At 66.9% G+C, this 23961-nt stretch carries 20 protein-coding genes; 12 read left to right on the top strand and 8 right to left on the bottom strand.

Going from position 1 to position 23961, the window contains the following annotated elements:
- Nucleotides 1-4: 4 nt before the first annotated feature.
- A complete protein-coding gene (gene pncB / locus ACH0CP_RS01030) occupies nt 5-1309 on the top strand; it encodes a nicotinate phosphoribosyltransferase (RefSeq protein WP_294443393.1) in 1305 nt (434 codons plus the stop codon).
- A gap of 5 nt (nt 1310-1314) precedes the next feature.
- On the opposite strand, the gene glpK is transcribed toward pncB, so the two are convergent.
- Complete coding sequence (glpK, locus tag ACH0CP_RS01025; RefSeq protein ID WP_294443394.1) at nt 1315-2811, bottom strand: glycerol kinase GlpK; 1497 nt, start codon at nt 2809-2811, stop codon at nt 1315-1317.
- 112 nt (nt 2812-2923) lie between these two features.
- Between glpK and ACH0CP_RS01020 the strand changes: the two genes are divergently transcribed.
- The 4 genes from ACH0CP_RS01020 to ACH0CP_RS01005 are packed head-to-tail and all read left to right on the top strand — an operon-like array spanning nt 2924 to nt 6910.
- Nucleotides 2924-4453: a glycerol-3-phosphate dehydrogenase gene (locus ACH0CP_RS01020; protein ID WP_406875407.1), complete on the top strand. Its 1530-nt coding sequence runs from the start codon at nt 2924-2926 to the stop codon at nt 4451-4453.
- Nucleotides 4450-5259 carry a DeoR/GlpR family DNA-binding transcription regulator gene (locus ACH0CP_RS01015; protein WP_406875408.1) on the top strand — a complete coding sequence of 270 codons (810 nt, stop codon included), beginning with the start codon at nt 4450-4452 and terminating at the stop codon, nt 5257-5259. Before ACH0CP_RS01020 ends, ACH0CP_RS01015 begins: the two co-directional genes overlap by 4 nt.
- On the top strand, nt 5259-6494 hold the full coding sequence (locus ACH0CP_RS01010) for a molybdopterin-dependent oxidoreductase (RefSeq protein WP_406875409.1): 1236 nt from the start codon (nt 5259-5261) through the stop codon (nt 6492-6494). Before ACH0CP_RS01015 ends, ACH0CP_RS01010 begins: the two co-directional genes overlap by 1 nt.
- Nucleotides 6494-6910: a hypothetical protein gene (locus ACH0CP_RS01005; protein WP_294443399.1), complete on the top strand. Its 417-nt coding sequence runs from the start codon at nt 6494-6496 to the stop codon at nt 6908-6910. The genes ACH0CP_RS01010 and ACH0CP_RS01005 overlap by 1 nt, the downstream gene beginning before the upstream one ends.
- A gap of 6 nt (nt 6911-6916) precedes the next feature.
- On the opposite strand, the gene ACH0CP_RS01000 is transcribed toward ACH0CP_RS01005, so the two are convergent.
- Nucleotides 6917-7051, bottom strand: a complete 135-nt coding sequence (locus tag ACH0CP_RS01000) for a hypothetical protein (RefSeq protein WP_294443400.1) — start codon at nt 7049-7051, stop codon at nt 6917-6919.
- Between the two features lie 158 nt (nt 7052-7209).
- On the opposite strand from ACH0CP_RS01000, the gene ACH0CP_RS00995 reads away from it, so the two are divergent.
- From ACH0CP_RS00995 to ACH0CP_RS00970, 6 genes are all read left to right on the top strand, one after another.
- Complete coding sequence (locus tag ACH0CP_RS00995; protein ID WP_294443401.1) at nt 7210-8259, top strand: LacI family DNA-binding transcriptional regulator; 1050 nt, start codon at nt 7210-7212, stop codon at nt 8257-8259.
- A 53-nt stretch (nt 8260-8312) separates the two neighbouring features.
- On the top strand, nt 8313-9542 hold the full coding sequence (locus ACH0CP_RS00990) for an MFS transporter (protein WP_294443402.1): 1230 nt from the start codon (nt 8313-8315) through the stop codon (nt 9540-9542).
- A 73-nt stretch (nt 9543-9615) separates the two neighbouring features.
- Nucleotides 9616-10524, top strand: coding sequence for an aldo/keto reductase family oxidoreductase (locus tag ACH0CP_RS00985; RefSeq protein WP_406875410.1), 909 nt, complete (start codon nt 9616-9618; stop codon nt 10522-10524).
- A complete protein-coding gene (locus tag ACH0CP_RS00980; RefSeq protein WP_241212617.1) occupies nt 10521-11597 on the top strand; it encodes an LLM class flavin-dependent oxidoreductase in 1077 nt (358 codons plus the stop codon). The genes ACH0CP_RS00985 and ACH0CP_RS00980 overlap by 4 nt, the downstream gene beginning before the upstream one ends.
- Nucleotides 11598-11620: 23 nt before the next feature.
- Entirely contained in the window at nt 11621-13624 is a 2004-nt protein-coding gene (locus ACH0CP_RS00975) for an alpha-glucosidase (RefSeq protein ID WP_406875411.1), read from the top strand.
- A gap of 107 nt (nt 13625-13731) precedes the next feature.
- Nucleotides 13732-14769 (top strand): YeiH family protein, encoded by a 1038-nt coding sequence (locus ACH0CP_RS00970; RefSeq protein ID WP_294442985.1) that lies wholly within the window; start codon nt 13732-13734, stop codon nt 14767-14769.
- Here the strand turns inward: ACH0CP_RS00970 and ACH0CP_RS00965 are convergent.
- The 6 genes from ACH0CP_RS00965 to ACH0CP_RS00940 all read right to left on the bottom strand — a co-directional run bounded on the left by ACH0CP_RS00965 (nt 14764) and on the right by ACH0CP_RS00940 (nt 23108).
- Nucleotides 14764-16164: an FAD-binding oxidoreductase gene (locus tag ACH0CP_RS00965; protein ID WP_294442984.1), complete on the bottom strand. Its 1401-nt coding sequence runs from the start codon at nt 16162-16164 to the stop codon at nt 14764-14766. The genes ACH0CP_RS00970 and ACH0CP_RS00965 overlap by 6 nt on opposite strands.
- Nucleotides 16165-16240: 76 nt before the next feature.
- Nucleotides 16241-17605: an efflux transporter outer membrane subunit gene (locus tag ACH0CP_RS00960; protein ID WP_294442983.1), complete on the bottom strand. Its 1365-nt coding sequence runs from the start codon at nt 17603-17605 to the stop codon at nt 16241-16243.
- Nucleotides 17602-18750: an HlyD family secretion protein gene (locus tag ACH0CP_RS00955; RefSeq protein ID WP_406875436.1), complete on the bottom strand. Its 1149-nt coding sequence runs from the start codon at nt 18748-18750 to the stop codon at nt 17602-17604. Before ACH0CP_RS00955 ends, ACH0CP_RS00960 begins: the two co-directional genes overlap by 4 nt.
- 14 nt (nt 18751-18764) lie before the next feature.
- Nucleotides 18765-20429: an MFS transporter gene (locus ACH0CP_RS00950; RefSeq protein ID WP_294442980.1), complete on the bottom strand. Its 1665-nt coding sequence runs from the start codon at nt 20427-20429 to the stop codon at nt 18765-18767.
- A gap of 180 nt (nt 20430-20609) precedes the next feature.
- On the bottom strand, nt 20610-21911 hold the full coding sequence (locus tag ACH0CP_RS00945; protein ID WP_294442979.1) for an Hsp70 family protein: 1302 nt from the start codon (nt 21909-21911) through the stop codon (nt 20610-20612).
- Nucleotides 21912-22001: 90 nt separating this feature from the next.
- Nucleotides 22002-23108 (bottom strand): NADH:flavin oxidoreductase/NADH oxidase, encoded by a 1107-nt coding sequence (locus tag ACH0CP_RS00940; RefSeq protein ID WP_294442977.1) that lies wholly within the window; start codon nt 23106-23108, stop codon nt 22002-22004.
- Nucleotides 23109-23407: 299 nt separating this feature from the next.
- Between ACH0CP_RS00940 and ACH0CP_RS00935 the strand changes: the two genes are divergently transcribed.
- A complete protein-coding gene (locus ACH0CP_RS00935) occupies nt 23408-23926 on the top strand; it encodes a MucR family transcriptional regulator (protein WP_294442976.1) in 519 nt (172 codons plus the stop codon).
- The last annotated feature ends 35 nt before the right edge of the window (nt 23927-23961 follow it).

Here is a 23961-nt window from a genome sequence, read left to right as displayed (position 1 = left end):
GATCATGGCCGTTACCGACATCGCAACCCGCACCTACGATCACGCCTTCCGGCTCGATCCGATCGTCCGAAGCCTGCTCGATACGGATTTCTACAAGCTGCTGATGCTGCAGATGATCTGGCGGCTGCACCGCGACGTGAACGTCACGTTCGAACTGATCAACAGGTCCGGCGCCGTTCGGCTCGCCGACATCATCGACGAGGGCGAGCTTCGCGCGCAGCTCGATCACGCCCGCACGATCCGCTTCACGAAGAAGGAACTGATCTGGCTCGCCGGCAACAGCTTCTACGGCGAGCGCCGCATGTTCGCGCCCGATTTCCTCGCCTGGCTCGCCGATTTCCAGCTGCCGGGATATGAACTGTCGCGTGCGGACGGCCAGTTCCAGCTGCGCTTTGCCGGCCCGTGGACAGACACCACCATGTGGGAAATCCCGGCGCTCGCCATCGTTAACGAATTGCGCGCGCGGGCGACGCTCCACGGCAAGGGCCGGTTCGCGCTCGACGTCACCTATGCGCGCGCCAAGGCGAAGCTCTGGGCCAAGGTCGAGCGGCTGCGCGCACTCCCCGATCTCGCCATCTCGGATTTCGGCACCCGGCGCCGGCACGGCTTCCTGTGGCAGCGCTGGTGCGTCGAGGCGCTGAAGGAAGGTCTTGGCGATCGGTTCATCGGCACGTCGAACGTGTTGCTCGCGATGGACAATGATCTCGAGGCGATCGGCACCAATGCGCACGAACTACCCATGGTGGCGGCCGCGCTCGCGCCCGACGATGCGGCCCTCGCCCAGTCACCCTATCAGGTGCTGGAGGAATGGCGCGGCCAATATGCCGGCAACCTGCTGATCGTCCTTCCCGACACCTATGGCACCAGCCGCTTCCTCACCGACGCGCCCGACTGGGTCGCGGACTGGACCGGCTTTCGCCCGGACAGTGCGCCCCCGGTCGAGGCGGGCGAGGAGATCATCGCCTGGTGGCAGGAGAAGGGCCGCGATCCACGCGAGAAGCTTCTGATTTTCTCGGACGGCATGGACGTCGAGTCGATCGAGCGCGTCCGTCACCACTTCGCGGGGCGCGTGCGGACCAGCTTCGGCTGGGGTACCAACCTCACCAACGATTTTCGCGGTTGTGATCCGGACGGGCATCCGGGGCTGGAGCCCATCTCGCTCGTCTGCAAGGTCACCAGCGCCAACGGCCGGCCGGCGGTCAAACTATCCGACAACCCCGCCAAGGCATCCGGCGACCCGGCGGAGATCGCGCGTTATCTGCGCGTGTTCGGCGCCTCAGGCTACGCCGCGCACACGCCCGAGGTCTGAGCGCGTCAGCCCTCGTGCAGCTGACTCAGCGTCCGCCGGACCGCATCGTGCCAGCCAGCGACGAGCGGCGCCCGCGTCTCGGGGCTCATCGACGGCGCAAAGCTGCGCTCCCGGGACCACAGGCCAGCCAGTTCGTCGAGGCCTGACCAAACACCAGTCGCCAGTCCCGCATGGAAGGCCGCGCCACGCGCGGTCGTCTCCAGATCGGTCGGCCGCTCCACCGTCATGTCGGTGAGATCCGCGAGAAAACCGCAGAGCCAGTCGTTCGCGGCCATGCCACCATCGACACGCAGCAGCTTTGGCCGGCCGCCGCCATCGGCCGCCATGGCTTCGGCAAGGTCGAGCGTCTGGTAGGCCACCGCCTCCAGCGCCGCCCGCGCCAGGTGCGCCGCCGTCGTATCCAGCGTCAGCCCGTGGATCGAGCCCCGCGCCTCCGGGTCCCAATGCGGGGCGCCAAGCCCGACGAAGGCCGGCACCATATAGACGCCGTGGCTGTCCGCGACGCGCGTCGCCATGTCGTTGGTCTGGCTGGCGTGCGTGATGATGCCGATGCCGTCGCGCAGCCACTTGATCGCCGCGCCGGCGACGAAGATCGAGCCTTCCAGCGCATAGATGGTCTTGCCGCCCAGCCGATAGGCGGGTGTCGTCAGAAGCCGGTGCTTCGATTCCACTGCCTCCGCGCCGGTATTGAGCAACATGAAACAACCGGTGCCATAGGTCGATTTGGCGGTCCCGCGATCGAAGCAGGCCTGACCGAACAAGGCGGATTGCTGGTCCCCTGCCATCCCGGCAATTGGGATCGGCGCGCCAAACAGGTCGGCATCCGTGGTGCCGTAGAGGTGCGCATTGTCGTGCACCTCCGGCAGCAGTGACATCGGCACGCCGATCGCGCGGCACAATTCCTCGTCCCAGCTGCTGCGATGGATATCGAACAGCATCGTGCGGCTGGCGTTGGTGACGTCGGTCGCATGCACCTTCCCGCCGGTCAGCCGCCACAAGAGGAAACTGTCGATCGTGCCGAACGCGAGCTCGCCGCGCTCGGCGCGTGCCCGCGCGTCCGGCACATTGTCCAGCATCCACGCTATCTTGGTGGCTGAGAAATAGGGATCGATCAGCAGGCCCGTGCGGGCGCGGATCAGATCCTCAACGCCGTCCGTGCGCAGCTGCGTGCACAAGGCCGCGCCGCGCCGGTCCTGCCAGACAATGGCATTGTGGATCGGCACGCCAGTGGCGCGGTCCCAGATCACCGCCGTTTCGCGCTGGTTGGTGATGCCGATCGCGGCAATTGCCTGGAGTGACACCCCACTCTTCTCGATCGCCTCACGCGCGGTCGCCAGCGTGTCGCGCCAGATGTCTTCGGGATCATGCTCCACCCAGCCATGCGCCGGATAATGCTGCGCAAACTCGGTTTGCGCGATCGCGACGCGGCGCGCGGCATCATCGAACAGCACGCTACGCGTAGAGGTCGTCCCCTGATCGATCACCAGAATGTGGGACGCCATTTACACCTCCATCGACTTTCGAAACGAACCTCGCGCGCTTTCGTACGAACGTCAACGCTTTCATTTGCTGACCGCTTCCCTATGTTGCCTACACCAGTTCGGAGCAAAGATGATGGCGGCAAGCGCCGTAGGAAGTGCCGACGGCGGCACGGTCGACCTGCTGATCGTGGGCGGCGGAATCAACGGCGCGGGCATCGCTCGCGATGCGGCGGGCCGCGGCCTGTCGGTGCTGCTGGTCGAGCAGGACGATCTGGCAAGCCACACCTCGTCCGCCTCCACGAAGCTGATCCATGGCGGCCTGCGCTATCTCGAATATGGCGAGTTCCGCTTGGTGCGCGAGGCGCTGATCGAGCGGGAGCGGCTGCTCGGCATGGCGCCCCACATCATCTGGCCACTCGAATTCGTCCTGCCGCAAACGCAGTCGCCGCGTCCGGCCTGGATGGTTCGCCTCGGCCTCTTCCTCTACGATCATCTCGGCGGGCGAGAGAAGCTGCCCGGCACCCGCACCGTGCGGCTCGAACGCTCGCCGCTTGGCGACGGGCTCGCGACGCCTTCGGGCAAGGCGTTCGTCTATTCTGACTGCTGGGTGGAAGACAGCCGTCTGGTCGTGCTGAACGCCATGGATGCTGCTGCCCGCGGCGCCCGGATCGAAACGCGCACGCGGATGGTGTCCGCCCGTCGCACGGACAGCGGCTGGATCGCTACCATTGCCGATGCACGCGACGAGCGCGAGGTACGCGCCCGCGTCCTCGTCAACGCAGCCGGCCCTTGGGTTGCGGACGTGCTCGGCCGCGTACCCGACGCGCGCACCGACCGCGGCGTCCGGCTGGTCAAGGGCAGCCACATCATCGTGCCGCGACTGTATCACGGCGATCACGCGTTCATGCTGCAGAACCCGGACCGCCGGATCGTGTTCGCTATTCCGTACGAGCAGGATTACACGCTCGTCGGCACGACCGACGAGGTGTGGAACGAGCCCCCGGCCAAGGCGTCGATCAGCGCTGACGAAACCACGTATCTGCTCGAAACGGTGCGGCGCTACTTCGCCCGGCCAGTTAGCGAGAGTGATATCCGCTGGACCTACGCCGGTATCCGGCCGCTCTATGACGACAAGTCGTCGAACGCCTCGGCCGTCACCCGTGATTACGTGCTCGACCTCGACGCCGGCGAAGGGCGGGCCCCTATGCTGAGCATCTTCGGCGGCAAGATAACGACCTATCGCAAGCTCGCCGAACACGCGCTCGAAGAGCTCGCTCCCTTCTTCCCGGATGCCGGCAATTCATGGACAGCGGGCGCCACGCTTCCCGGTGGGGACATGCCGGATGCTGACTTCGACCGCTTCGTCGCATCGCTGCAGGCCGCGCGTCCCGGCCTGGACGCCCCGCTTCTGCGCCGCCTCGCCCGCGCCTACGGCACCCGCGTCGATCGGCTGCTGGGCGAAGCGCAGACCGTTGAAGATCTCGGCCGGCCATTCGGTGGCGATCTCTACCAGGCGGAAGTCGATTATCTCGTCGCCAACGAATGGGCGCGGACGTCAGAGGACGTGCTTTACCGACGCAGCAAGCTCGGCCTCCACACCCCCCCGGGTACCGCGACGGCGCTCGACGCCTATTTCGCCAATACGTCGCGGCAGACGGCATGAGCGCGCCGGGCACCGACGTCATAGCCGCCCGCCACCGGGCGATCCTGGAGATCGCGCGCCACACCGGCAGCGTTTCTGTGGATTCGCTTGCCGAGCAGCTAGGCGTCACCCCGCAGACGATCCGCAAAGATTTGAATCTGCTCGCTGATCGCGCGATGCTGGCACGCGTTCATGGCGGGGCGATCATCACCTCCGGCGTCGACAACCTGCGCTACGCCGAGCGTCGCCACGTCGCGGCGGAATCGAAGGCCGCGATCGGCGCTGCGGCGGCAGCACTGGTTCCTGATGGCGCCAGCCTCTTCATCAACATCGGTTCGACCACCGAGGCGATTGCCCGCCATCTCACCGGCCACCGCAATTTGATGGTGATCACGAACAACCTCAACGTCGTCGACATCCTCGCTGAGTGCCCATCGATCGAGGTGATCGCCGCTGGTGGCCGCGTGCGGGCCAGCGATCGCGCCGTGGTCGGCGCCCTGGCGATGGACTTCATCCGCGGCTTCAAGGTCGATTTCGCGCTGGTGGGCGCCTCCGCGATCGAGCCCGACGGGACGTTCCTCGATTTCGATATCGACGAGGTCCGCGTTTCGCAGACCATCATTGCACAGGCGCGTCAGGTGATCCTGGCGCTGGACTCCTCGAAGCTCGGTCGCCCGGCGCCGGTGCGTGTCGGTGATCTTGGCGATATCGACTTCCTCGTCACCGATACGCTAGCGGACGCAGGATTGGTGCAGGCGTGCAGCCTCGCGGAAGTGCGGGTGGTGGAAACCGCGCCATCCGCGACGGGGGCGCAACAGGGGGCGTGATGGACCGGTTCGATTTCCCGCTGGCGAAGGCGTTGACTCGCCGCCGGCTGCTCGCGGCAGGTGCCGGCGGTGCCGCTGCGACGATCGCGGCACGGGCGCTTGCCGCCGACGTCGACCTCAGCCTCCCCCGCGGCGCGGGGGCGCGGCCGCTCACCAGCGACTTTCCGCAAAAGGGGACGATGATCCTGCAGCGCGCGCGCCCCGCGCTGCTCGAGACACCGATGGAGGTCTTCCAGCAGAACCTCTTCACCCCGAACGACCGCTTCTACGTCCGCTGGCATTGGGGCGACATGCCGAACGCGATCGACGTCGAGGCCTATCGCATCCGTCTGTTCGGCGCGGTGAACCGGCCGCTGTCGATCTCGCTCGCCCAGTTGCTGCGGATGCCGCGGATCGAGCTTGCCGCGGTCAATCAATGCTCCGGCAATTCGCGGGGGCTGTTCCAGCCGCGCGTGCCCGGCGCGCAATGGGGCCATGGGGCGATGGGCAATGCGAAGTGGATGGGCGTCCCGCTTCGCCACCTGCTCGATCTTGCCGGCGTCCGTGCAGGTGCTGTCGCGATACGGGTCGGCGCGCTCGACAAGCCATCGGTGCCCGGCGCCCCCGACTTCGAGAAGTCACTCGCCATCGATCATGCACGTGATGGCGAGGTGATGCTCGCCTTCGCCATGAACGGAGAGCAACTGCCACTGCTGAACGGCTTCCCGGTGCGCATCGTCGTGCCCGGCTGGTATTCCACATACTGGATGAAGACCGTCGACTCGATCGAGGTGCTCGAGAGCGCCGACGAGGGCTATTGGATGGCGAAGGCCTACAAGATCCCCAAGACACCGCGTGCGCATGTCGCCCCCGGGACAAAGGATTTTCCCAGCGAGCCGATCAACCGCATGAACCCGCGGTCGTGGATCACCAGCCTCAGCGACGGCGCTGCCTATGGATATGATCCGGTGCTGCCGATCGAGGGGATCGCGATGGGCGGAGACACCGGGGTGACCGCCGTCCACATCTCCGGCGACAATGGCCGCAACTGGATCGAGGCGAAGCTTGGTCCCGATGAAGGGAAATACGGCTTCCGTCGCTTTGTCGGGCGGATCGGCGTACCTCGGCGTGGGCGCGTCCGCTTGATGTCCCGCTGCACCAACACGCGCGGCGAGATGCAGCCGATGGAGCCGAACTGGAACCCCGGCGGCTATATGCGCAATTGCGTCGAACCCGTCACCGTGGCGCTCACCTGATGCGCGCGCCCTCCACCGGTGCGATCGTCGGCGTCCTCCTGCTCGCCACCCTGCTTGTCGCAGTGCTGCTCGGCACACGCCATCGCCCTGCCGAGCCCGCACGCGCCAGCGCGGTTGCGCCCGCCAGCAGCGTCGCTTCGAACGGCTTCACCCTCACCTCCACCAGCGTCGAGCCGGTGACCGACGATGCGACCTTTCCCGCCGGACCGCACGCCGATCTGGTCAACCAGCGTTGCCTCGCCTGCCACTCGGCCAGCATGGTGCTGACCCAGCCGCCGCTGAAGCGCGAGCAATGGCAGGCGATCGTCGAGAAGATGCGCGACACGTATCACGCTCCGCTGGCGCCGGGCGAGGTACCGCTGATCGTCGACTATCTATCGCGCAGCGGCGCCTCGATCAGCAGCAGCGAGCGATAATTCGGATCAGATCGGCGAGACGCCAATGAACTTCAGCAACCCCAGCACCAGCAGAAGCAGTGCAATCGCAGCGATGATCTGCCCGACGTTGAAGCTCGAACGCTGGACCACGACGGTTTCGTCCTTGCGAACTTCGGCCATGGCATTTCTCCCCAAGTAGATAAAAGAGGGATGCGGCGGGCGAACCGTCGCATGCCGTAACAATCCCTGGGAATGGCTTCGGTTCATTGACGCACGCTCGCTCACCACGATCTTCTGTGACACGGCAGCGCCGGCGCCCTACACGGCAAGCAATGGATATGCCCCCGAACGCGGCCGCTTCTCCCGCCAGCCTCGGCATCGATCGACATCGGCCCACGATCCGCGATGTCGCCCGGCTCGCTGGCGTGTCGATCAAGACCGTGTCGCGCGTCATCAACGATCAGCAATATGTCAGCGCCGAAAAGCGCGATCGCGTTCGCGCCGTGATGGATGAACTCGCCTTCCAGCCGAGCCAGGCGGCCCGGGCGCTTGCCGGCCACCGCTCGCACCAGATCGCGCTGATCTGCGACAATCCCAATCCCTGGTACGTGTACGAGATCCAGCTTGGCGTTCGCGAACGCTGCGCGCGCGACAAGATCCGCATGATCGCCCAGCCCTATGATCGTGCCTCGCCCACGCTGCTGGAGGATATCGTCGCCCTCATCGATCAGGCGCACCCCGATGGGCTCGTGCTTGCCCCGCCAGCGTGCGACGACCAGCGCGTGCTCGGCGAACTTAACCGGCGGGGCATTCCCTTCGTCCGTCTTCAGCCCGGCACCCGCATGGAGGAAGGGCCAAGCGTCCTCATCGACAATGAAGCGGCTGCCTTCGACATGACGCAGCATCTGATCACGCTCGGCCACCGCCGGATCGGCTTCGTCGTCGGCGATCGCAGCTATGCCGCCTCGGAGCAGCGGCTGGCCGGCCACCACCGCGCGCTCGCCGCCGCCGGCATCGAGAGCGACGAAGACCTTATCCAGGAAGGGCGCTTCGACGTTGCCTCGGGTGAGGCCGCGGGTGCCGCGCTTCTCTCGCTGCCCAACCCGCCGACAGCCATCTTCGCCTCGAGCGACGACATGGCGGCGGGCGTGCTCGCTGCTGCGCACCAGCGCGGCGTGACGGTGCCGGGCTGTCTGTCGGTCGCGGGTTTCGACGACGGTCCCACCGCGCAGCTCGTCTGGCCGCCCCTCACCACCATTCGCCAGCCGGTCCGCGCGCTCGCCGATGCGGCTACCGACCAGTTGCTTGCCGGCGAGGATGCATCCTCCTCGCGCCGGATCGAGCATAGCCTGGTCGTGCGCGCCTCCACCGCGCCGCCCGGCAGTTGACGATCCAGCGCGGGGATGACACCGCTGTCCTATGGTGAGGGAGTAGCACGGCGATGGATGAAACGATCACTAACGCCCGTCGGGGGTGGATCGTGGCGCTCGCCTTCGCCGCGATCATGCTCAACTACGTCGATCGACAGATCATCGCGCTGCTGAAGCCGATGCTGCAGGCGGAATTCGGCTGGAGCGATCGTGACTACAGCCACATGGCCTCCGCCTTCCAGTTCAGCGCGGCGGTCGCCTTCCTTGGCACTGGCTGGTTCATCGACCGCATCGGCCTGCGCCGCGGCTTCGCGATCGGCGTCGGCGCATGGAGCCTTGCCGGCATGGCGCACGCCTTCGTCAGCAGCGTGGGCGGCTTCGTCGCTGTCCGTGCGGCGCTTGGCGCGGCGGAATCGATCGGCACGCCGGCGCAGGTGAAGACCGCCGCCACCTATTTCCCGCCAAAGCAGCGCTCGCTGATGCTCGGCATCGGCAACATGGCGTCGAACTTCGGCGCGGTGGTGGCGCCGCTCACCATCCCCGCACTCGCGCTATGGCTCGGCTGGCGCGCCGCCTTCCTCATCGCCGGCGGGCTCGGGCTCGTCTGGGTCATCGCCTGGCTGTTCGTCGCACCGCGCCCTGCCGTAGAATCGGACCAGCCGGCGCCGGGTGAAGAGGGCGCGAGCGTGCCATGGCGCACACTGCTCAAGGACCGCCGGCAATGGGCCGTGATTGCCGCCAAGGCGCTCAGCGATCAGGTTTGGTGGTTCCTCCTGTTCTTCATGCCCGATCTGTTCCACCGCCTGTTCGGCATGAGCCAGGGGACGCTCGGCCTGCCGATCGCGATGATCTATTTCCTCGCCGCGATGGGCTCGCTCACCGGCGGCATCCTGCCGACCTGGCTGCTCTCGCGCGGCGTCAGCATCAATGCCGCGCGCAAGGGCTCGATGCTGCTCTACGCGCTGCTGATCCTCCCCGTCCCCACCCTGCTGCTGACCAGCGATCCATGGGTCGCCGCGGCGCTGCTCGGCCTCGGCCTCTTCGCGCACCAGGGCTTCTCGACCAACGTCTTCGGCATGACGGCGGACATGTTCGCGCCGCGCGTCATCGGGACCGCGATCGGTATTGGAGCCTTCGCTGGCAACCTCTCCGGCATGGGGATGATCGAGCTTGCCGGCTGGTCGCTCGACAACGGCCACGGCTACACGCCGCTGCTTTTGATCTGCGGCGGTTCGTATCTCGTCGCCCTGCTCTTCATCCACCTGCTCGTGCCGCGGCTGGAGATCGCCAAGGCGGCGTAAGCACGCCGTTCTTCGCAGCCGCATTGCTGCTCAGCCTCTTTCACCCACCCCTTGTGATCGGTATAGGACAACGGTGTCTTATCTCCCCTCTCCCGCTCGCTCCGTCGCCCTGGGTGACACTGGCCTAACCATCAGCACCATCGCCTGGGGCATGTGGCGTTTCCGCGGCACCGACGTCGCCGCCGCCCGCGCACTGGTCGAGGCGGCGTTTGATGCCGGCGTCACGCTGTTCGACACCGCCGACATCTATGGCCCCGACAATGACGAGGATTTCGGCGCGGCAGAAGCGCTGCTGGGCCGCGTCTTCGCCGAGGCACCGGCATTGCGCGACAAGATGGTGCTGGCGTCCAAGGGCGGCATCCGCATGGGCGTGCCGTATGATTCGGGCGCGACCTATCTGGCCGAGGCGATCGACGCGTCGCTGAGCCGGCTGGGCTGCGAGAAGATCGACCTGTATCAGATCCACCGCCCGGACCTGCTGGCGCATCCGCAGGAAGTGGCGCGCGCGCTGGACGATGCGCGTGTCGCGGGCAAGATCAGCGCGATCGGCGTGTCGAACCATACGCCAAGCCAGACCGCGGCGCTGGCCGAATATCTGACCGTGCCGGTCGTCAGCCATCAGCCGGAATTCTCGGCATTGGCGATCAAGCCGCTGTTCGACGGCCTGTTCGACCAGGCAATGCAGCGTGGCATGGCGGTGCTGGCCTGGTCGCCGTTGGGCGGTGGTCGCCTGGCCGATCCGACCGACGAGCGCGCGCGTGCCGTTGCCGCCTTGCTCGACGTGAAGGCGCATGAGGCGGGCGTTGACCGCGCCGCCGCCGCCTATAGCTGGATCATGGCGCACCCAGCGCGCCCGATCCCGATCGTCGGCACGCAGAATGTGTCGCGGATCGCGACGATCCCCGACGCCTACAAACCACAATGGACGCGCGGGGAATGGTACGCCGTCCTTCAAGCCAGCATGGGAGAGCGTTTGCCGTGACCGGTTCGACCAATAAACAGTGCGAAGTCAGCTGGTTTTCGGCGCTGTGCGATGACGATTACGAGTTTCTCGGCGTTCCCGATCCCAAGCTGAAGTCGAGCTGGGAGCATTGCCGCGACATCGTGCTTCAGGCCGAGAGCGGCGGGTTCGACAATATCCTGCTGCCGTCGGGCTATGCGCTGGGCATCGACACGACCGCCTTTGCCGCGGCGATCGCGACGATGGTGAAGCGTATCCGGCTGCTGATGGCGGTGCGCATCGGCGAAAGCTGGCCGCCGCAGCTGGCGCGCCAGATCGCGACGATCGACCGCATCCTGGGCGGGCGGCTGACGGTCAACATCATCTCCTCCGACCTGCCGGGCGAAACGCTCGCGTCGGCGCCGCGCTATGCCCGCACGCTGGAGGCGATGCAGATCCTCAAGACCATGCTGAACGGCGAGCCGCTGGACCACCAGGGCGAGTTCTGGAAGCTGAAGCTGGACCCGCCGGCCGTCACCACCGTGTCGGGCAAGTGCCCGCCGCTGTATTTCGGCGGCCTGTCGCCGGACGCTCGCGAGACCGCGGCGCAGGGCGCCGACGTGTATCTGATGTGGCCCGACAAGCGGGAAGCGGTGCAGTCGATCATCGACGACATGACCGCGCGCGCCGCCAAGCACGGCCGCACGCTGAAGTTCGGGTATCGCGCGCATGTCATCGTGCGCGAGACCGAGAGCGAGGCGCGTGCCGCCGCCGATCGCCTGCTGTCCAAGCTGGATGCGGCGCAGGGCGAGGCGATCCGCAACAAGTCGCTCGACACCCAGTCGACCGGCGTCGCGGCACAGGCCGCGCTGCGCGAGAATGCCAGCGACGACGGCTATGCCGAGGACAACCTGTGGACCGGCGTCGGCCGGGCGCGCTCGGGCTGCGGCGCGGCGATCGTCGGTGATCCCGACCAGGTGCTCGCCAAGCTTCGCATGTACCAGGACATGGGGATCGAGGCGTTCATCCTGTCGGGCTATCCGCATGCCGCGGAGGCCGATTTGTTCGCGCGCCATGTGCTTCCCAAGCTGCAGCACGGCCCGCTGACGCTGTAACAACCTTCCCCGGAGGCTTTTGAATGACGGTGACGCTTCGCCCCGCGGAGAGCGGTTTCGATATCTTCGCGGGCGAGGCGCTGGTCATTCGCCACCGCGCCGACGCGCCTGCGCTGTTCGTCGGTGCGGGGCGGCCGCTGGTCGACATGTACCGCGGCAATTACTTCCTGGAGGACCGCGTCGACGAGCGGATCGCGCTGCGCGAGGCGAGCGTCGCTGGCGACACCGTCACGCTGTCCGCCGGTGGGCGCGCGCTGCTGACGCTGACGTTGCGTGACGATGCGCTGCATCTGGAAGCGCTCGATCCGGCGCTCAACCGCCTGTGGCTCAACATGGTCGGTGCGGCGGGCGAGCGGCTGTGGGGCGGCGGCGAGCAGATGTCCTATGTCGACATGGCGGGGCGGCGCTTCCCGATGTGGACGTCGGAGCCCGGCGTCGGGCGCGACAAGTCGACGCTGCTGACGTTCCAGTGCGATCGCGACCATCGTTCGGGCGGCGACTATTGGAACACCAACTATCCGCAGCCGACGTACCTCTCGTCGCGGCGCTATGCGCTGCACGTCGATACGACGGCCTATAGCTGCTTCGACTTCCGCGATGCTGCTGCGCCCGCGGTCGAGGTGTGGGAGGTGCCGGCGCGGATCGAGCTGTTCGCCGCGACGCGCTTTGCCGATCTGGTGACGCAGCTTTCGACGCGGTTCGGGCGCCAGCCGCTGCTGCCCGAATGGGCCTATTCGGGCGCGATCCTGGGGCTGAAGGACGGCGCCAACAGCTTCGACCGGATGGAGAAGATCATCGCGGCGGGCGCGGTGGTCACTGGCCTGTGGTGCGAGGATTGGGTCGGGCTTCGCGTCACCAGTTTCGGCAAGCGGCTGTTCTGGGACTGGAAGGCGAACGAGGCGCGCTATCCGCATCTGCGCCAGAAGATCGCCGAGCTGAACGAACGCGGCATTCGCTTTCTTGGCTATGTGAACCCGTATCTGGCGGTCGACGGATCGCTGTATGTCGAGGCGGCGGAGGCGGGGTATCTCGCGCTTAAGCTCGACGCCGATGAGCCGTATCTGGTCGATTTCGGCGAATTTGATTGCGGGATCGTCGATTTCACCAATCCCGCCGCCGCCGACTGGTTCGCCGATCGCGTGATCGGGCGCGAGATGCTGGATTTCGGGCTGTCGGGCTGGATGGCCGATTTCGGCGAGTACCTCCCCACCGACGTTCGCCTGTTCGACGGCACCGACGGGATGCTGGCGCACAATGCCTGGCCGACGATCTGGGCCGAGGTGAATGCGCGCGCGATCGCCTCGCGCGGGAAGACGGGCGATGCGCTGTTCTTCATGCGCGCCGGGTTCAGCGGCGTGGGCGCATATTGCCCGCTGCTGTGGGCCGGCGACCAGAGCGTCGATTTCACGCGGCATGACGGGATCGGCACGGTGATCCGAGGGGCGCTGTCCTCCGGCCTGGTTGGCAATGCCTATCACCACAGCGATCTGGGCGGATACACCAGCCTGTACGACAATGTCCGCACCGCCGAGCTGCTGATGCGGTGGAGCGAGTTGTCGGCATTCTCGCCGATCATGCGCAGCCATGAGGGCAATCGGCCCGACACAAACCTTCAGCTGGATGGCGACGCCGAGGTGCTGGCGCATTTCGTCGCCATGACGAAGGTGCACGCGGCGCTGGCGCCCTATGTTGCGGAACTGTGCCGCGAAGCGGCGGCGACCGGCCTGCCGCTGCAGCGTCCGCTGTTCCTCGACTATGAGGATGACGCGACCTGCTGGGGCGTGGAGACGCAATTCGCTTATGGCCGCGACCTGATCGTCGCGCCGGTGATCGAGGCGGGCGCGGAGCGGTGGCGCGCGTATCTGCCGGCCGGGGCCGAGTGGCGGCACATCTGGTCGGGCGAAACCTTCGCCGGTGGCGCAACCGTCGAAGTGGCGGCGCCAATAGGCCAGCCGCCGGTATTCTACCGCACCGACAGCGTGCATGCGGCAGTCTTCGCCGGTGTCGGCCATAACCATCGGGCATGAGGGCTCGCACGAACTGACCGCCACGCGGCGTGGCGGCACTTCTATGATGACGCGCAAAACTCGTGAATCAGCAAGACCGGGGGCAGCCGGTGCGTGAACGGAAAGCGATGACCAACTATCCCACGCTGCCGCTTGCAGCCGATCTCTACAATGATCTGGAACCCGATCCGCAAAGCAGCTGGCGGGATCTCATTCCCGGGCTGGTCGTGGCGGTGCTCGCGACGATGGCGGCAGCATTCGTCGCTGATCATTATGCCGCGCCGCTCACGCTCATGGCCCTGCTGATCGGTCTCGCCTTGAACTTTCTCGGCGCGGATCCGCGCATGGCGCCGGGGTTGAACTTCGCGTCCAAGACGCTGCTTCGCGTCGGCATCGTGCTGGTGGGCGCGCGCATCACGCTCGGCCAGATCGTCGGGCTCGGCCCGCTGACGTTGCTTGCCGTGGTCATCATCTTGCTCGCGACGCTCGGTGTCGGTGTCCTTGTTGCCCGCGCCACCGGCATGGGCAGTGCCTTTGGCACGCTCGCCGGCGGGGCGGTTGCCATCTGCGGCGCCTCCGCCGCGCTGGCCCTCGCGACCACGCTGGGCGAGAAGCGCGCCAATCAGGCCCAGCTCGCGCTCGTGCTCGTCGGCATTTCCGCCGCCAGCGCCGCCGCGATGTTCCTTTACCCCACGCTCGCGCATCAGCTCGGGCTCAGCGATCGTCAGGCCGGCTTCATGCTCGGCGCCTCGATCCATGACGTCGCCCAGGCGCTCGGCGCCGGGTACAGCTATTCGGACAGCGCCGGCCAGGTCGCCGCCATCGTCAAGCTCACCCGCGTTGCACTGCTCGCGCCGGTGCTGGCGCTCGTTGCCGCCTTCTTCCGGCCGGAGGATGGCAAGAAGACCGGGATCACCCTTCCCTGGTTCGTCGTCGGATTCTTCGTCTTCGCCGGCATCAACTCGCTCGGCCTCGTCCCGCCACTCGCAAGCCGCAGCGCGCAGGATATCGCCACCGCCTGCCTCGCCTGCGCCGTCGCCGCCACCGGCATCCGCGCCCCGATGAGCTCCCTCCTGGAAACCGGCACGCGCCCGCTGCTCGCGATCATCGTTTCCTCGATCGCTGCGCTCCTGCTGTCGCTCGGCGCGGCGCTGCTGCTGCTATAGGCTGAAGATCTTTCCGGGATTGAAGAGGTCGTGTGGATCAAGCGTCCGCTTGAGCGCGCGCATCACGTCCACCGCCTCGCCAAGCTCGCGCACCAGCCACGGCTGTTTGCCCAAACCGATGCCATGTTCGCCCGTGCAGGTGCCATCCGCGGCCAGCGCACGCTCGACAATGCGCGCGTTGATCGCTTCGACCTGCGCCCGCTCGTCTGCGCTGTTCGGGTCGAGCGAGAAGATCACGTGGTAATTGCCGTCCCCGACATGGCCGACGATCGTCGACGGCACATTCGCTTGCGCCAAATCCTCCTTGGTCGCGACGATGCACTCGGGAAGCCGGCTGATCGGCACGCACACGTCGGTCGTCCAGCCGACGCCGCCCGGCCGAAGCGCGATCGCAGCATAATAAGCCTCGTGCCGCGCCTTCCACAGCCGGCTGCGCTCCTCCGGCAGGTTCGACCACGCGAACTCACCACCGCCGTTCGCCGCGGCCAGTGCGCGCACCGTTTCCACCTGCTCTTCCACCCCGGCAGGCGAGCCGTGGAACTCGAAAAACAGCGTCGTCACCTCGGGCAGGTCCAGCTTCGACCACCGGTTCACGGCGCGGATTTGCATGTCGTCCAGCAGTTCGACGCGCGCCAGCGGCACGTCGAGCTGGATCGCCTGCACCACCGTCTCCACCGCCCCGTCGATGGAGGCAAAGCCGCACGTCGCGGACGAAATCACTTCCGGGATCGGGTGCAGCCGCACCGTCACTTCGGTGATGACGCCAAGCGTTCCGTCCGCGCCGACATACAGCCGCGTCAGGTCATAGCCCGCGGCCGATTTGCGCGCGCGCCGCGCCGTTTGGATCACCTTCCCCTCCGGCGTCACCACCGTCAGGTTCAGCACCGCCTCGCGCATCGTGCCGTAGCGGACGGCGTTGGTGCCGCTTGCCCGCGTCGCGGCCATGCCGCCGATCGTCGCATTCGCGCCCGGATCGATCGGGAAGAACAGCCCCAGGTCACGCAGATGCTCGTTCAGCTGCTCGCGCCTGACGCCGGCTTCGACCGTGCAATCGAAATCGGCCGCGTTCACCGCGACGATCCGGTTCATCTCGCTCATGTCGAGGCTGATGCCGCCGCGCACGGGCACCGCATTGCCTTCGATCGACGTACCCGCGCCGAACGGCGCGATCGGGACCCGAGCCGGCACGCAGATCGCGACGAGATCCGCCACATCCTGCGTCGACCGCGCGAAGACGACCGCATCAGGAAGCACCGGCGCGAAATGCGCCTCGCTCGACCCGTGCTGCACCCGCATCGCGTCGCTGGTGTGCAGCTGCGTACCAAAGCGTGCTGCCAGCGCCGCTATCACATCGGGATCAAGCGCGGCTCGCCAAGGATCCGAAACAAGCTGCATGGCATCACGTCCTTTCGCCGCCAAAGGGCGTAGATGGCGCGCGCACGTCCGCCAACAACGATTACTTTCCCGGTCCTCAGGCGCGCCAGCCGCCCCCCATCGCCTGGTATAGCGCGACCAGCGCGTTCAGCTGGTCGGCGCGAAGCTGCACCAGCGTCAGTTCCACGTTGAGCAAGGAGCGCTGCGCATCCAGCTGCTCGAGGTAGCTCGCATAGCCCGCGCGATAGCGATTGGTCGCATGGCGAAGCGCCTCCGCCAACGCCGTACGCTGCGCCTCCAGCCGCACGCGTTGCGCCGCCAGCCGGTCCACCGCCGCCAGCGCGTCCTCCACCTCGCGAAACGCGGTCAGCGCGGTGCGCTGATAAGTGAATGCCGCTTGGTCGCGCCGCGCTGCCGCTCCTTCGACGTTGGCGGTCAGCCGTCCGCCGGCGAACAGCGGCGCTAGCACGCTGGCCCCGGCGGACCAGATCGTCAGCGGGTTTGCCAGCGCGCTCGACAGAGCGAGCCCGCCCGATCCGGTCAGCTGGATGCTCGGCAGGAACTGCGCCCGTGCGGCGTCGAGCGAGCGGTCGGATGCCACCAGCGCGCGTTCGGCCTGTGCAATGTCTGGCCGCCGCCGCAACAGGTCGGACGGCAGGCCAGCCGGCACCGGCAACGGCCGCAAGTCTGCCAGAGATGCACCGCGCGGAATGTCGCGCGGCGCATCGCCTTGAAGAACGCTCAGTGCGTTTTCCTGCCGGCGGATCGCCAGCTCCGCCTGCGGCAGCAATTGCGCCGTGGCCTCATACTCCGCCTCCGCCTGGCGGAGCTCCAGCTGCGAGGTATAGCCCGCCTCGGCGCGTGACCGCGCGATGCGCAACGCCTCGGCGCGCGAGGCGATCGTCGCTTCCACGACGAGGCGACGCGCATCGAGCGCACGCAGCGTGATATAGCCGCTCGCCGCGGTCGCCGCGATCGACAGCACCACTGCGTCGCGCGCCGCTTCGCTCGCCAGCGCCGCCTCCCGCGCCGCCGCCACCTGGCTCGAGATGCGCCCGAACGCATCCACTTCGTAGCTTGCCTGGAACAGCGGCTGCGCGCTCGTCGTCTCCACCGCGGTACCAAAGGCGCTGACACTGCGCCCGTGAGTCACGCCGCCGCCGGCGCTGAGCGACGGGAACAGCTGCGCGCGCGCCAGCCGCTCATTTGCCCGCGCCTCCTGCACGCGCCCCGCCGCAATCGCGATGTCGGGATTGCGCGCCAGCGCCGTCTCCACCAGTCCGCTCAGCACGGGATCGCCGAACTGCGCCCACCAGTCGCGATCAACCGCGGCGCTCGCGGCGGGCAACGCGGTTCGCCAGGCGATCGGCGCCGTCACATTCGCCGCTTCCGGGCGCGGCGGATTGGGCGCCGAGCACGCCGCCAGCGCGCTCCCGACCAGCAGGACCAGGCGTCCCCTCATCGTGTGGCGGATGCCGCGCTGCGCGTGTCCACCCGCGCCTCCACCGACATGCCGGGGCTGAGGCGCGGGTACAGCGGGTCTCGGGCATCGACGGCGATGCGCACCGTCAGCCGCTGCGGCACCTTCACGAAATTGCCCGTCGCATTGTCCGGCCGGATGACCGAGAATTCGCTCCCCGCTGCCGGCGACAGCCGTTCCACCCTGCCGCGAAGCTCTGCGCCGCCAAGCGCGTCCACCGTCACGGTCGCCTGCTGGCCCGGGCGGATCAGCGCGGTCTGCGCTTCCTTGAAGTTCGCCGATACCCACACGGTCGGCGGCACCAGGAACATGAGTTGGGTGCCCGCCGTCACATATTGCCCGAGCCGGACGGATACTTCCCCCAGCCGCCCGTCCTGCGGCGCGCGGATTACCGTGTTCGACAGGTCGATCTGCGCCAGGCGAAGCGCCGCGCGTGCATTTTCGACCGCCGCCTCGAGCCCGCCGCGCCCGACCAGTACGGAGCGTACATCCTGCTCCCCGATCGCCCGCTGCGACTGCGCCTGCAGCACGCCCGCGCGGGCCTGCGCCAGCGCCGCCCGCGTCTGATCGCGCTCGCGCTCCGAGACTGACCCTTCCGCCACCAACTCGTCCACGCGGCGCATGTCCGCCTCGGCGCGCAGCAGCTGAGCGCGCGCATTGGCGATCGCCGCTTGCTGGCCGCCGAGAGCAGCCTCGCGCGACCGCTGGCTCTGCGCCGAATTGGCGAGGTTCGCGAGCTGCGTCGCCACCGCCGCCTCCGCCTGCTCCACCCGCTGGCGATAGATGCGATCGTCGATCCGCGCGAGCACCTGCCCGCGCCGAACGGTCTCGAAATCGCGCACCGTCACTTCGGTGACATAGCCGTTCACCTGCGGCGCGATGACGGTGGTCTGCCCGCGGACATAGGCGTTGTCCGTCACCTGAACGTAGCGGCGGAACGGCGGCAGATCCCAGGCATAGAGCGCCAGCAGCACACCCGCGATCAGCAGGCAGACGAAGATGATCGTGCCGCGCCTGCTGCCCCGCGGCGGTGCCCAGCCGCGCCGCGGCGCCTCGGCGCTGCCCGGCTCGACGGGATCGTGAAGCCGCTCGTTTTCTCCGGCGTCGCTTGTCTCTGCCCGGCGCATCGTCGTCGTGTCGCTCACTTGGATGCCTGTTCGCGCAATCGTTGCAAGGCCTGCAGTTCCTCGGCCAGCGGGTTGATCCCCTTCCATCGCAGATGCAGCCAGCGGGTGGCTAGCCATACGAAAACAGCAAGCGCCAGCATGCCGACCAGGAAGAAGACATCGTTATACGCAAGGACGTTCGCCTCGCGCGTTACTTGCTGTGCCAGCAGGGTCGCCCCTTCCGCCTGGCGCAGCGCGGTGTCGCCAAGCGTTCGCGCATAAGCGCCGCCCAGCTGCTGACTGCGCTGGGCGATCAGCGGATCGCCGCCGAGCATGCCCTCGACCAGCACCTCCGAATGAAACCGCTCGCGCATCGTCTGGAACGTGCCGAGCAGCGCCGCGCCGCCCAGGCTGCCCAGCGACTGGGCGATGCCGAACACTGCGGAAAAGCTCACCAGATGGTTGGGCCCGCGCGCCAGCGCGCGAAGGATGCCAACCATCGTCGCCGATCCGAGCCAGAACAGCGCGGCGAAGCCGATCATGCCCTGGCTGAAGAAAACGTTGACCGGCCGGGTCAGGTTCGTCGCCCGGCTGTCGAGGAACGCCGCCACCGAGATGATCGCCACGGACACCACGACCGGCCACAACAGGTCCTTGGGGTTCAGCGTCAGCACTCCCGTCACCAGCCCCGCAATTGATGCAAGCGTCAGCACGACATTCAACGTAACGAGCTGGTCGCTGCCCATCCCCAGCGTCGTCAACAGCCCGGTCGAACCATAGGTCTGTTCGGACAGGAGCACCCGGATCGCCAGCACGATGACGATGAAGCGCAGCACGTTTCTTGTGCGCATCCATCGGGTGTTGAGCAGCGGATTGGCGCGATTGTGCTCGATCAGCAGCGCCGTGCCGATCAGCACGATTGCGGCGGCCGTGGCGTATCCCAGCCACGCGGTGGTCCACCATACGATCCGCCCCTGCGCCAGCACCGCGCACAACAGGGCAACGCCCGGCGCAAAAAAGGCGAACGTCAGGAAGTCGAGCGGCTCGAACGCCTGGATACGCTGGCTCGGCGGCAACCGAAGCAATGCGACGGAGCCGAGGCACACCAGCGTCAGCCCCAGTTCGAGAATGAACAGGTTCTGGATGTCGCCGTCCGCCAGCAGCACCGGGGAGATCACCCGCGCCAGCGGCAGGGCGATCTGGCCCAGCCCGAAGCCAATAACGAGTCCCGACAGCCGCGCAGCGGGTGGCATGGCCTGGGTGATATAGAAGAAGCTCAAGGTGGTCAGGCCACTGCCTATGACACCAGCACCGCCCCGCACGATCAGCTCCACGCGATAACTGTGCACGAACACCTGAAGCAGCGTGACCGCGAGGAACCCGGCGAGCGAATAACGGATGAAGCGCTGGAGGCCGAATTGCTGGCGGAACTTGATCAGCAGCAGACTCATGCAAACGCTGGTCATCGTATAGGTCGCCATCAGCCACCCGCCCTCGACCGGCGTCAGCCCCAGCGAACCCTGGATCTGCGGCAGATTGGCCAGCAGCAGTCCGTTGCTGAGGCCCCCGGTGATGCCCAGCAGCGTGCCGATCGCGAAATAGGCGACTCGGCGGCTCGGCGGATGATCCGGCGTCGCCGGTGATCCGGGCAGCAGCGGCCGCTCATGCGGGGCGAATTCATAGACCGGTTCTGAAGCCATCTCGCGCTGCGCCTTCGCTTCCTTCAGACTCTTGCCGCGCGAAACACGCACTCATGCCACGGCCCCGCGCCGCCGCTCAGCGTGTGGATATCCGCCCCGGATGCGCGTTGAACGAGCAAGGCGGCGCGAGGTGCCATCGCTGCAACATCGCTGCGACAAAAGTGCACAGGGGAGCGGTCCTTACGCCGCCCATTCCGTCGGATCGGGCTCGGCCCCGATCAGCGCCAGGCCATGGGCGATCGATGTCAGTTCACCGCCCGTCGCGATACGCTCCGCGCCGAAACGCCGATCGAAGATTGCACGGATCGCCGGGATCAGTGACGATCCACCCGTTAGGAACACCCGGTCGATCGCCGGCGGCGCCAACTCAGCGCGCTCCAGCGCCTTGTCCAGCGCAGCCTCGATCTTCCGCAGATCGCCTTCAATCCATTGTTCGAAGTCCACGCGCCGCACCGCCGCTTTGATCTTCACGTCCCCGCCCTCAAAGACGAACTCGGCCTCTTCCGCGCTCGACAGCGCCCGCTTCAGCCGGCCGACCGCATCATACAGCGGGAAACCCTGCTCATGCTCGATCAGCGCGATCATCCGGCCGATCGGCGCTTGATCGACCGCGTCGCGTTGCAGTCGCCGCAAGTCCTCCAGCGTCCGCCGGTTGCGCATCATCGCCAACCTCGACCAGTCGGCGAAGTCAGTGAAATAGCCGCCGGGAATATCGAGCAGCTTGCCGAACGAGCGATATTGCCCGCCCTTGCCCAGGAACGGCAGGACAAGCTGTGAGACGATACGCTGGTCGAACCGGTCGCCGGCAATCCCGATGCCGGCTGAAGCGGCCGGCACGCAGCGGCGAGCCGCGCCCGGCTCCGCCACCCGCACGATCGAAAAGTCTGTCGTGCCGCCGCCGAAATCCGCGACCAGGATCGTCGCTGGCTCGGTAAGCCGGGCAGCGTAGCTGAACGCCGCGCCCAGCGGCTCGAACACATAATGCAACTCCACCCCGAAGCCTTCGAGCATCCGGTCATACCGTTCGCGCGCCAGCGCCTCGTTTGGCCGCGCGCCAGCGAACTCCACGGGCCGGCCGACGATCAGACGCCGCGGCCGCTCGTCCAGCCGCCCGGCGGCGTGCCCGACCAGCCGCTGGAGAAACAATCGCCCCAGATCCTCGAAGCGGAACGGCTTGTTGAAGATCAGCGCGCGTTCGAACGTCTCGCTCGCCGCGACGGTCTTGAATGATTGCACGAACCGGCTGTCGAGCGGCGACTGGAGATACTCCTCGATCGCCCACGGCCCCGCCTCATGTGCGATGCCGTTCCAGGCATCTTCCTCTCCCCAGAAGCACAAGGCGGATCGAAACACGGAGGCCCCGGCGTCGGCACTTCCGAACGGCACCAGCCGCGTTCCGGCGCTCCCGTCAGCCGCGGCGACGACGGTGTTGGTAGTACCAAAATCGAGGCCGAGCGCGCGCACGGCCGGTTCGTCGCTCACGACGCATTCCTGCTGAAAGAGGGGCCCGCGATCGATGCCGCCGGGCGGGCGGCGCCTATGGCATCCGCTCGCCCGTCCCGCAACCGCCGATCACTGGCCGCGCAGCAGATCCGGATAGCGCCGTGGCTGCGAGCGAAGATATTGATTAGGCGCCGAAACTTGCGCGCCCAATGCGGCCGCTGCATGCCATGGCCACCGCGGATCGTAGAGCATCGCGCGCGCGAGCGCGATCATGTCGGCGTCTCCCGCGCCGAGGATAGACTCGGCATGTTCCGGCTCGGTGATCAACCCCACCGCCACCACCGGCATGCGGGTCTCTGCCTTTATCGCGCGTGCCAGCGGCACCTGATAACCCGGTCCGACCGGGATCGCCTGGCGCGGATCAAGCCCGCCGCTCGACACATGAATCGCGGCGCAGCCACGGCGCTCCAGTGCCTGGGCGAAGGCAATCGTCTGCTCCACATCCCAGCCGCCGGGCACCCAGTCCGTCCCCGATACCCGCATCGTCACTGGCTTGTCCGCCGGGAATGCTGCGCGGACCGCGTCGAATACTTCCAGCGGAAAGCGCATTCGGTTCTCCAGCGATCCGCCGAACTCGTCGTCACGCCGGTTCGACAATGGAGAGAGGAACTGGTGCAGCAGATAGCCGTGCGCGCCGTGAAGCTGGATGCCATCCAGCCCAAGCCGCGCCGCCCGCCGCGCTGCTGCCGCAAAGGCAGTACGAAGCTCGTTCAGTGCTTTGCGGTCGATCGCGTTGGGCGCGTGGTCGCTCGCCGCAAACGGCAGCGCGGAGGGCGCCTGCGTCTGCCACCCATGTGGATGATCCGGCGCGATCTGTCCGCCGCCGTGCCACGGCAGGTCAGTCGAAGCCTTGCGGCCGGCGTGCGCCAGCTGGATCGCGATCGGCATGGTCGAGTGGCGCCGTATCGCCTCGATCACCCGCTCCATCGCGTCTTCGGTGGCATCGTCCCACAGGCCGACATCGGCATAGGAAATCCGCCCTTCGGGCACCACCGCCGTCGCCTCGATCGTCAGCAACCCCGCGCCGGACAGCGCCAACTGGCCAAGGTGGATGAGGTGCCAGTCCGTCATGCAGCCATCCGCGGCCGAATATTGGCACATCGGTGCAATGACGATCCGATTATCGAGCGAAAGCCCGCCAAAGCTGATCGGTTCGAACAATTTGGGTCCACTCATGGACAGGCTTCCTTGTGTCAAAAGCGCCCCTCAACTGGGAAGCACCTGACGCGAGATCAACCTCACCATCGGGATCGTGCCCGACCGACCATCCGCCAAAGCTGCCGAAAAGATCATGCGATCCGCTCCGTTCAAAGCAGATAGATCATATAAAATGCGAGAATTACTGATTGACGAGCAAGAGAAAGCAACGGCCTTGTCATGCCGCGGCGCGTTCATCCCCGATTTGGTGTCAACTTTGCTACCCGCCGCCGAACGACAACCCTATCGTTCGTCATGAGAGAACCGGGAGGGTGTGAGTGGAACAGGATGGAAGAACGCTGAAATTGGCAGCGGATCTGACGATCGCTTGGCTATCGAATCCGAATACACGTGTATCGGCCGGCGATGTCCCGGAATTCCTTCGCTCGACGCACCAGATGTTGTCGGACTTGGTCGCCACCCCGTCCGAGGAACATGCCGAAGCGGAACCGGCGTTCGAACCGGCGGTCAGCGTGCGCAAATCGCTTGCCTCGCCCGATCGGATCATCTCGATGATCGATGGCAAGCCTTACATGTCGCTCGCCCGCCATCTGAAGTCGCACGGTCTGACGCCGGACGAATATCGTCAACGTTATGGCCTGAAGCCTGATTATCCGATGGTCGCGCCCGCCTATAGCCAGGCGCGCCGTGCAATGGCGCTTCGCATTGGCCTTGGTGGCAAGGCGGCGGCAGCGCGCGCAGCGGCTGCAGCCAGCAATGGCGCCGGAAACAGCCGCGGCCAGGAAAAGGGGCGAAAGGCCGGCAGGTCCCGCTCCTCCTCCGCCGAGGCTGGCTGATCCAGGCGCGACATCCGCTGCACTTGGTCGATCCG

Source organism: Sphingomonas sp. 179-I 2A4 NHS (genome assembly GCF_045369135.1).
Classification (GTDB): domain Bacteria; phylum Pseudomonadota; class Alphaproteobacteria; order Sphingomonadales; family Sphingomonadaceae; genus Sphingomonas.
Note: the sequence above shows the minus strand (reverse complement) of the source record. Positions and strands in the feature narration are given on the sequence as shown.

What these genes read in the sequence shown, in the direction of transcription:
- pncB (WP_294443393.1), top strand. Translation starts at nt 5, where the DNA reads ATGGCCGTTACCGACATCGCAACCCGCACCTACGATCACGCCTTCCGG.
- glpK (WP_294443394.1), bottom strand. Translation starts at nt 2,811, where the DNA reads ATGGCGTCCCACATTCTGGTGATCGATCAGGGGACGACCTCTACGCGT.
- ACH0CP_RS01020 (WP_406875407.1), top strand. Translation starts at nt 2,924, where the DNA reads ATGGCGGCAAGCGCCGTAGGAAGTGCCGACGGCGGCACGGTCGACCTG.
- ACH0CP_RS01015 (WP_406875408.1), top strand. Translation starts at nt 4,450, where the DNA reads ATGAGCGCGCCGGGCACCGACGTCATAGCCGCCCGCCACCGGGCGATC.
- ACH0CP_RS01010 (WP_406875409.1), top strand. Translation starts at nt 5,259, where the DNA reads ATGGACCGGTTCGATTTCCCGCTGGCGAAGGCGTTGACTCGCCGCCGG.
- ACH0CP_RS01005 (WP_294443399.1), top strand. Translation starts at nt 6,494, where the DNA reads ATGCGCGCGCCCTCCACCGGTGCGATCGTCGGCGTCCTCCTGCTCGCC.
- ACH0CP_RS01000 (WP_294443400.1), bottom strand. Translation starts at nt 7,051, where the DNA reads ATGGCCGAAGTTCGCAAGGACGAAACCGTCGTGGTCCAGCGTTCGAGC.
- ACH0CP_RS00995 (WP_294443401.1), top strand. Translation starts at nt 7,210, where the DNA reads ATGCCCCCGAACGCGGCCGCTTCTCCCGCCAGCCTCGGCATCGATCGA.
- ACH0CP_RS00990 (WP_294443402.1), top strand. Translation starts at nt 8,313, where the DNA reads ATGGATGAAACGATCACTAACGCCCGTCGGGGGTGGATCGTGGCGCTC.
- ACH0CP_RS00975 (WP_406875411.1), top strand. Translation starts at nt 11,621, where the DNA reads ATGACGGTGACGCTTCGCCCCGCGGAGAGCGGTTTCGATATCTTCGCG.
- ACH0CP_RS00970 (WP_294442985.1), top strand. Translation starts at nt 13,732, where the DNA reads ATGACCAACTATCCCACGCTGCCGCTTGCAGCCGATCTCTACAATGAT.
- ACH0CP_RS00965 (WP_294442984.1), bottom strand. Translation starts at nt 16,164, where the DNA reads ATGCAGCTTGTTTCGGATCCTTGGCGAGCCGCGCTTGATCCCGATGTG.
- ACH0CP_RS00960 (WP_294442983.1), bottom strand. Translation starts at nt 17,605, where the DNA reads ATGAGGGGACGCCTGGTCCTGCTGGTCGGGAGCGCGCTGGCGGCGTGC.
- ACH0CP_RS00955 (WP_406875436.1), bottom strand. Translation starts at nt 18,750, where the DNA reads ATGCGCCGGGCAGAGACAAGCGACGCCGGAGAAAACGAGCGGCTTCAC.
- ACH0CP_RS00950 (WP_294442980.1), bottom strand. Translation starts at nt 20,429, where the DNA reads ATGGCTTCAGAACCGGTCTATGAATTCGCCCCGCATGAGCGGCCGCTG.
- ACH0CP_RS00940 (WP_294442977.1), bottom strand. Translation starts at nt 23,108, where the DNA reads ATGAGTGGACCCAAATTGTTCGAACCGATCAGCTTTGGCGGGCTTTCG.